The organism is Agathobacter ruminis (genome assembly GCF_002735305.1).
Classification (GTDB): Bacteria; Bacillota; Clostridia; order Lachnospirales; family Lachnospiraceae; genus Roseburia; species Roseburia ruminis.
Genome location: NZ_PDYG01000009.1, coordinates 25,048 through 31,928, shown reverse-complemented (window position 1 = coordinate 31,928; position 6,881 = coordinate 25,048). Strand labels below are relative to the sequence as shown.

4 protein-coding genes, 2 tRNA genes and 2 pseudogenes are annotated in these 6,881 nt (G+C 44.3%); 2 read left to right on the top strand and 6 right to left on the bottom strand.

The genetic code is table 11. The features are described from left to right. Positions 1–259: 259 nt before the first annotated feature. The gene (locus tag CSX02_RS03035) at positions 260–763 is read left to right on the top strand and encodes a hypothetical protein (protein ID WP_099385580.1); all 504 of its coding nucleotides are present in this window, start codon (positions 260–262) and stop codon (positions 761–763) included. Positions 764–888: 125 nt separating this feature from the next. Here the strand turns inward: CSX02_RS03035 and CSX02_RS13855 are convergent. From CSX02_RS13855 to CSX02_RS03025, 3 genes and pseudogenes are all read right to left on the bottom strand, one after another. Next, a pseudogene (locus tag CSX02_RS13855) lies at positions 889–2,157 on the bottom strand (D-alanyl-D-alanine carboxypeptidase family protein); the annotation flags it as partial. 102 nt (positions 2,158–2,259) lie between these two features. Beyond that, positions 2,260–2,898: pseudogene (trmB, locus tag CSX02_RS14090) on the bottom strand (tRNA (guanosine(46)-N7)-methyltransferase TrmB); the annotation flags it as partial. A 140-nt stretch (positions 2,899–3,038) separates the two neighbouring features. Continuing rightward, positions 3,039–3,111: transfer RNA gene (locus CSX02_RS03025), tRNA-Lys, on the bottom strand. Between the two features lie 107 nt (positions 3,112–3,218). Here CSX02_RS03025 and pepT point away from each other — a divergent pair. Continuing rightward, positions 3,219–4,442, top strand: coding sequence for a peptidase T (gene pepT, locus CSX02_RS03020; protein ID WP_099385579.1), 1,224 nt, complete (start codon positions 3,219–3,221; stop codon positions 4,440–4,442). A gap of 53 nt (positions 4,443–4,495) precedes the next feature. Here pepT and CSX02_RS13490 read toward each other — a convergent pair whose 3' ends face one another. The 3 genes from CSX02_RS13490 to CSX02_RS03005 form a co-directional block, all read right to left on the bottom strand. Further along, positions 4,496–5,866, bottom strand: a complete 1,371-nt coding sequence (locus tag CSX02_RS13490; protein WP_189281304.1) for a hypothetical protein — start codon at positions 5,864–5,866, stop codon at positions 4,496–4,498. A gap of 157 nt (positions 5,867–6,023) precedes the next feature. Beyond that, entirely contained in the window at positions 6,024–6,695 is a 672-nt protein-coding gene (locus tag CSX02_RS03010; RefSeq protein ID WP_099385578.1) for a DUF1287 domain-containing protein, read from the bottom strand. A gap of 111 nt (positions 6,696–6,806) precedes the next feature. After that, positions 6,807–6,880, bottom strand: a tRNA-Arg gene (locus CSX02_RS03005). Position 6,881 lies beyond the last annotated feature (1 nt).

The window sequence follows — 6,881 nt, the reverse complement described above, 5'->3', positions numbered from 1 at the left end:
GAAAAGACAGTTTGTCGAAGTGCAAAATCGGTGAAAGGACAACCTCTTAAAGCGGCGCGTACGGCTTTGGAGAATCTAAGCTTTTTCGCCTATCGTGTCCTGACCGGCCGGTAAAGGGTGCCGAGGCAGGAAAAGCAACTGGAAGAGGGGCACTGAATGGGTGTGGAATGTCGAATTGTTGGTTGTTTTGTCGGAGATTTTGTCTTATAATTGGTATATGGACAGATGCGCTCGTCGTTTTAATAGATAGGAGGTCTTTATGGATCAAATCAAACCAAGGAAGAATCCGTCACGCGAAGCCTGTGAAGCAACCATCAAGCGAATCCTCATGACAGAGGTCCTTGAACACGGTTCCAACAAAACATTCCGCTTTGCATCGGATTTCATGAATTATTTCGAATCTCTGTATCCGCCTTCACCGGGTCTGACCAAGCAGGTGCAACGCGCCGTCAAGGCGATGGATATGCCAAAAGATGAACATGGATATTTCATCGTAAACAAAACGAATGATCAGGTCGGACAGGACAAAGAAATCAAACGCATTTTTTCAAGCGCTCATGTCTCTGTCAATACGATGGAAAAAGCGGAACCTCTTTTTCTTCATGTCGATGAAAATGCAAAGGATTATCTGTTCCATCTTCTTCTGGAATCAGAGACCTTCAAAGGAAAGTTCCTGACACTCTTTCCTGTCTCCGGTGGCATCATGATTTATACGGAAACCCGCAATCAGCTCGTTATGCTGTTAAATAGTCTGACAATTTAACTTGCTATCAGTCTTGTCTTTACAAAAAAAAGCGACAGTTTATCAAAAAATAAACTGTCGCTTTTATTATTATATGTCGCTTAAATGTCCATTATTGTCTTTTCGACATGCGAATATTCTTTTTTTTACCGGAATAAACGGTCTCTCTTGCGTCTTCCGTATTTTTTGCGTCTGACTCTGCGGAATCTCTCACGCTCTCTTCTTCTGGCCTCATATTTGTGACGAATCACATAATAGTCTTTCACAAATCGGATACCGTATTTTACGATTAGATATCCTGCTGCCAAAATCAACAGAATCCAGAAGATATACCACAGGTTCACTTTGATTACCCGGATGTCCGGATCAGTTTCTTTTCCGGTCTCCTGCAGTGGATATTCCACCTTGAGTTCTTCTGATGGCTGGAGTCGCACAGAGCCGACCTCGCGTCCGTCATATGTATATACAATCTGTGCACCGCTGTCCGATTCGGACATGTCGACTTGCGCATCCGCAAATTCTGCTGTCTTTGGAAGAACAACATAAGCATTTTTATCAAATGTCAAATAGGTTCCGGCCTCGTTCAAAAGACCGTATTCCTTGTCTTCCGACTCTTTCAGTCGCGTTTCATTTTCCGTAATATTGAATACCTGAAAATTATCAAAACAATAATCGTACAGATTGATGCTGTCCGACCACTGATTCGGAGAAATCGAATACAAAATCACACATACCAGCGTCATTCCGTCTTTCTCCGCAAAGGTAACCAGTGTATGATGTGCCGGATCCGTATACCCGGTCTTTCCACCTGTACAATACTCATACAGATATTGTGAAAATTTGTATGGATACAGCAGGTTGTTCTGGTTGTGATACGGATAAGGATCTTTGTGCTTGTTGGTCGGAGGTGAAACATAAGTCTTTGTTCCGCAAATTACCTGAAAGTCCTCATTCTTGTAAGCTTCCGCTGCAATCAGAGCAAAATCATGTGCAGTCGTATAATGATTATTGTCATGTAATCCGTAACTGTTTACAAAATGGGTATTTTTGCATCCGATTTCTTTTGCACGCTTATTCATCATATCGATGAATCCGGAATAACCTCCGCCAAGCTTATCGCCCACATGCTCTGCCAGCGCATACGCACAGTCGTTGGCTGATACAAGCATCGTGGCATACAGACATTGCTCTACGGTCATTTCTTCGCCGACATCACATCCGATGTGCGAGCTTCCGTTGGCCTGTCCATAATCGATTGCATTTCTCGAAAAAGTCACCGTTTCATCAAGCTCACAGTTCTCGAGCACAAGCAAAACGGTCATGACTTTAGTAATACTGGCCGGATATCGGACTTCATCCGCATTCTTTTCATACAATACGGTTCCGGTATTGACTTCCATAACAATGGCATTTCCGGATTCCACAGTCACGCCGGTCGGCCAATATTCTTCCGCCTGAACACGCTGTGTATGCAAAACCGAAAAGCTTGTCAACAGAATCAGCATAAATGCCAGAATCCGCGATGCAATCAGCTTACAAATCGGATTGCCCTTCGACGAAAACTTTTCTTCATATTCCGTCATAATATTTCCACGATTCATTTCCTCATCATGATGCAGATCATATGTCTTGGCATCGAGATTCCAGTCTTCGACCTCTTCTATTGTCTCAACCGAAAACGCAAACAGGTCCTGATTGTCTGTCTTAAATTCCAATCGACCGTCTGCGGCCAGAATCTGAGTGTATTTGTCCAGGAAATTCTTCGATGTCAGGCGACGCTTCGCGTGACGATCCTTTGGCCACGGATCGGAGAAATTCAGATAAATCCGCTGAACCTCTTCCTCCGCAAAGAATTCAGGGAGCTCCGCTGCATCGATACATAAGAATCGAATATTCGGAAGCGGATCCCGTTCCATCTTTTGAACCGCGCGCAAAAGCACGCTGGTATATCGCTCTACACCAATATAATTGATATTCGGATTCTCTCGGGCCAAATCCATGATGAATCGGCCTTTTCCCATTCCGATTTCCATATGAATCGGATTTTCATTTTTAAAAAGTTCCTTCCACCGGCCTCTCCACTCTCTCGGCTCGGCGATGCAGTATTCACTGTTGGCAACAACTTCATCTGCACCCGGAATATTACGAAGACGCATGGTTGATGTGCTTCCTTTCTATAGAAATGTCATAATTCATTTTATATAACCTATTCTCATTTTGCAAGAAATGAAAACATATATATAACAAAAAAAGCACCAACCCCATGGCTCATGTCCACGAAATTGGTACTTCGTAGTGCGCCACCAGGGGTTCGAACCCTGGACACCCTGATTAAGAGTCAGGTGCTCTGCCAGCTGAGCTAGTGGCGCATTTCTTATTGCTTTTCTCAAGCACGAAGTTTATTATATAGTATAGATTAGAAAAATGCAACTACTTTTTTCATTTTTTTAAAAATTTTTTAAGGAGCACTAATTTTATGAAAGTTGAAGAACGATTACTCAAATATGTAAAGGTTTGGACCACATCCGATGAAGAGTCTGAAACGGTTCCATCCACCCAGCGTCAGTTCGATCTGGCCCGCGATCTGGAACAGGAAATGAAATCCCTCGGCCTCGAGAAAGTCTTATTGACCGATCAATGTTACCTCTATGGTTTGCTTCCGGCAACCAAAGGGATGGAGCATGCAAAGTCAGTCGGATTTATCGCACATATCGATACCGCACCGGATTATTCCGGAAAAGATGTCAAGCCGCAGGTCATTGCAAACTATAACGGAGAAGATGTACTTTTAGCAGGTTCCGGCGAATATTTGAAGGTATCTGATTTCGCCGATCTCCCAACTCTGAGAGGCCGCACTCTGATTACCACAGACGGTACCACTCTGCTCGGTGCAGATGACAAAGCAGGGGTCGCAGTTATCCTGACTATGGTAGAGGAATTAATCGCCTCCGGAAAACCACATGGTGATATCTGGATTGGATTCACTCCTGACGAGGAAATCGGAACCGGCTCACACCATTTTGATCTCGACTATTTTAAGGCAGATTTTGCTTATACGGTCGACGGCGGATATGAAGGAGAAATTGCTTACGAGAATTTCAATGCAGCAAGCGCGACCTTCTCTATCAAAGGTGTCAATGTCCACCCGGGCGAGGCCAAAGATATTATGGTTAACGCCGCTTTGGTCGGTTGTGAGATCGCCGCATCTCTTCCTGCGGATGAAACTCCGGCACATACCGAAGGACGCGAAGGCTTCTTCCATTTGACGGATATGTCAGGCGATGTCGCAGAAGCAAAAATGTCTTATATCATCCGCGACCATGACAAGAATCTGTTTGAATCACGACTCAACCAACTGCGCACTTTAGAAGTCGAGATGAACCAGAAATACGGTTCTGATACTGTTGTTCTTGAAATCTCACATTCCTATGAAAATATGCTCTCCATCATCGAAGAACATATGGATATCATCGAATTGGCACAAAATGCCATCCGTTCTGTAGGAATCGAGCCTGTATCCGAGCCGGTTCGTGGCGGCACAGACGGTGCACAATTATCATTCCGCGGTCTTCCTTGCCCGAACCTTGGTGCAGGCGGATACGGATTCCACGGTCCATATGAGCATATCACCGTAGAAGGAATGGAAATTGCAGTGCGCATTGCAACCGAAATCGCAATTCACACTCCTGAACTTTCTTAATAAGACGAAGAAAGCCATCACATTTCATGTGATGGCTTTCTTTTTTTGCTTTCTTAACCCATATTTGCAAATAATGCTGCAATTTCATCCGGGCTCATTTTCTTGTTCGGATCTGACAAATCCGGCATCGGTGGTGTATCCTCTGCAGGCGCCTCCGCAGCCGGTGCTTCTTCTTCCTCTCCTGTCATTGGTTCCGGAATCGGTTCTGCTCCCATGCTGGAAATCAATGCCGCGATATCATCCGGACTCATCATCTTGTTTGGATCATCCATTTCAGGTGCAGCCGGTGCTTCAGCCGCCACCGGTTCAGGCTCAGCAGCCGGTTCTTCCGCTGGTGCATCCGCTGCTTCAGCTGCTGCAAACATTGCTGCGATTTCATCCGGGCTCAATTTCTTATTTGGATCATCCATCTCAGGTGCCGGAGCCGCTTCTTCGGCTACAGGCTCTTCGATTACAGGTTCCTCAATTACAGGTTCAGGCTCCGGTGTTGGTTCTTCAACTACAGATTCTTCGATTACAGGTTCAGGCTCCGGTGTTGGTTCTTCAACTACAGATTCCTCGATTACAGGTACAGCTGCCGCTGCCGGTTCTTCAACTACAGATTCCTCGATTACAGGTTCTGCTGCCGCTGCCGGCTCTTCAACTACAGGTTCCTCGATTACTGGTTCTGCTGCCGCTGCCGGCTCTTCAACTACAGGTTCCTCGATTACTGGTTCAACTGCCGGAGCCGGTTCTTCCATTACCGGCTCCGCCATTACTGGCACAGGTGTTGGTGCTGTCTGCATAACCGGTGCTTGCATGACCGGTGCTTGCATGACCGGTGCAGCCAATCGCTGTCCCATAACAGAAGTGAGGCGAAGTTCCATATCCTTTAATGCAACAATAAATTCTTGCTGTTTTGCAATAATCTGATCTTTGTTGGTTGCACTAATCTTTTCATATTTTGTTTCCATCGTCGAGTAACTGTTTTCCATACGCTTCTCAAGCGCTTCCAGCTGCTCCGTCAGCATATCGTTTGCATTCATCAATGCCTCGGCATTTTCACGCTCGCGGCTGATAATGACTTTTGCGATACTCTTTTGCGTCTTTATGATTTCCGCAGCCGGTGAATTAATCATTTTCTCGAGATGCTGCAGTCGCTCGGTAATCTCTTCCGAATATTTTTTGAGCATTAGATACGAAGCCTTCTCCGATTTAAAAATGCTCTCATATTGTTCGGCTCTTTTTGCCTCGCGAATTGCCATTACTGACAGTACCGAATTCACAATCCAAAAGATATCGGCCAGTGTCAGTATCCCGAATCCTGCCAATGCCAGCCATAGATTGGAATAATTGATAATGGTATAAAGAAGTGCGATGAGCAATAGCCCTAATGCGATGGCTGCAAATGATATTTGCAACTTGAGTTTCTTCTCTTTATCCATCGAAAAGTACCTCCTTGTAGAAGCATATAGACGAAGTCTATTATCCTATTCTATTTTCATTATAAGCATTTCCGGAATTCACTTCAATCTATTTTTTCAACATCTAGTATAAAAAAAGTGGAAAATCCACAAGATTTTCCACTTTTACACATTTATGTTATTCGCTGATGCGATAATGACCGATGATTTTTCCCGGCCATTTTTCGAGCATATCCTGCTCATAATATCTCTGATATTCTCCGGAATGATGAATCAGATATGGTATTCCATCGCGATTTCTTCGATCCGAGATAATTCCAACATGATGCTCGTATACCACAATATCGCCACCCTGCCATTGATCGATTTCTTTTGGATCAAGTGTGAGGCTGATTGCTGTATGGTCAAAAAAGACTTTCAGGTTCTTGACCCGACGAAAATCGATATTGGCATCCGGCTTTGTAATATCATAATCCTCCGGATGTTCATGGATGTCACGATTAACCAGCTCCTGCAAATCGTATCCGGAGCCCAGCAAAGCTCTTGCAACCACATCTGTACATACACCATATTCATCATCCGGATATCCACTTGCGTAATAAACACTCTTATATTTCGGTCGCGTTCCGACATATTCAATTGCATTATCCAGGATATCCGTCTGGTCATCTACTCCATCCGCATCGAAATCAACCGTGCTGCGTATTGCGATGATATCACCCTCGTATTTGTTTTGCATACGACTGGCAGATGTATTTTGATAACGAAGTAAATAAAATAACAAAAAAGAACACGCTGCCAGCATAATTGAGACGATTATCACCAGTATCAATGTTTTTCTTTTCTCCATATTTATTTCCTTTTGTGCATCATTTACAGTTCCTCTCAATTGCAATCATAACATAAAATCGCACAAAAAAATCGAAAGGTTTTCTTAAGAATTCCTTTCGACTTCTTTGAATGTTCGCGACGCGATTCGAACGCGCGACCTTCCGCTTAGGAGGCGGACGCTCTATCCAGCTGAGCTACGCAAACA